Consider the following 1,669-nt stretch of genomic DNA (forward strand, 5'->3'; position numbering starts at 1 on the left):
GGTACCGGCAGGAGGGCTCCGGGGATGCGGAGGACGCCGGGGGGCCCGCCGGGGCGGGGACGGTGTCGGTGATCCTCCAGATCCTCCCCGACCTTCAGGACACGGACGCGTTCCCGGAGCCGGAGCCGGAGCCGGATACCGCAGGGCCCGAGGTCGAAGGCTCCGAGGGCGCTGAGGGGTCCAGAGCGCCGGAAGAGCGCTGAGAACGCGAACGACGTACAGAAAGCGCACGGTTCAGCGACGCGAACAGTCCGGAGACGTGAAGAGGACGACCGAGCGAACTGCGTCGGTCACAGGGGAGAGACCGCATGAAGGACCGAACCGGGGAACGACCGGCCGCTCGGCGTGACCTGAAACCGCTGGCCGGCGTCCTGACCGCGATGGCGGTGTCGCTGACCGGCACCCGGATGGCCGCCGTGGCCGTCCCGTGGTTCGTCCTCGTCACCACCGGCAGTGCCACGCAGACCGGTCTGGTCGCGTTCTGCGAGATGGCGCCGTTCGTGGTGACGAAGGCACTCAGCGGGCCGGTCGTGGACCGGGTGGGCCCGCGCGTCGTCTCCTGGACCACCGACCTGGTGAGCTGCGCGGCCGCCCTCGCGGTACCCGCCTTGCACGGGGCCGGTGTGCTGTCGCTGCCCGTCCTGCTCGTGCTGGTGGCGCTCATCGGCGCCGCCCGAGGCCCGGGCGACCTGGCCAAGGAGGTCATGGTCCCGGACGCGGCGGACCGCAGCCGGGTGCCGATGGAGCGGGCCATGGCCTTCTCCGGCATCGTCGAGCGGCTCGCCGGCACCGTCGGCCCGGCCGTCGGCGGCCTCCTGGTCGCGTTGCTCGGGCCGATCACGGTGCTCCTGGTCAACGCCGCCTCTTTCGCGCTCGGTTCGGCCCTGATCGCCCTGACGCTGCCGCACGCGGTGGGCCGTCCGGCCACGCGGGAGGAGGTCGCCGGCGAGGACGGACGCCCGGGCTACTGGCGCAGCTTCGGCGAGACCGTGCGCATGATGCGGGGGGACAAGCTCTTCCTGACCGTCATGGTGATGATCGCCGTCACCAATCTCTTCGACACTGCCCTGATCGCCGTCCTGCTGCCCGTGTGGGTCAAGGCGTCCGGTCATGACGCCGCCCTGCTGGGGTCGCTCATGGCGGTCTTCAGCGCGGCGGCCGTGGCGGGCAGCCTGCTGGCCGCGGTCTTCGCGCAGCGGCTCAACCGGCGGCTGGTGTTCTTCGCCGGGTTCACCCTCGTCGGCGCCCCGATGCGACTGATCCTCCTCGGTGACACGCCCGTGCCGCTGATCGTTGCGGTGTTCGTCGTCGCGGGCTTCGGCGCGGGATTCCTCAACCCGGTGCTGGGGGCCGTCTTCGTCGAGCGCGTGCCCCGGGAGATGCTCGGCCGCGCCAACGCCCTCGCCGACTCGGTCGCCTTCGCCGGCATCCCGTTCGGCGGGCTGCTGGCCGGAGCGGCGGTGGGGCTGGTGGGGCTCGCCCCGACCCTGCTGGTCAGCGGTGTGCTGTACCTCCTCACCACCAGCCTCGCCGGACTGCGCCCGGAATGGCGGGAGATGGACCGGCCGAAGGCGCCGTCGCCGCCGCCGCCTCCGTCCGGCCCGGTGGGCGAACCGCCCGTCGAACGGGTGCCGTAGACGCGGCGGGTCCTCTCCCGGGCCGGCAGGGG

1 protein-coding gene and 1 pseudogene are annotated in these 1,669 nt (G+C 73.0%); both read left to right on the top strand.

Translation table 11 applies throughout. The annotated features are described in order from the left end of the window. Nucleotides 1-203 (top strand): annotated as a pseudogene (locus tag ACOV8S_RS33000) (hypothetical protein); the annotation flags it as partial. 105 nt (nucleotides 204-308) lie between these two features. Next, nucleotides 309-1,637 (top strand): MFS transporter, encoded by a 1,329-nt coding sequence (locus ACOV8S_RS33005; protein ID WP_448322357.1) that lies wholly within the window; start codon nucleotides 309-311, stop codon nucleotides 1,635-1,637. Nucleotides 1,638-1,669 lie beyond the last annotated feature (32 nt).

The sequence above is a fragment of the Streptomyces sp. CO7 genome (assembly GCF_053474865.1).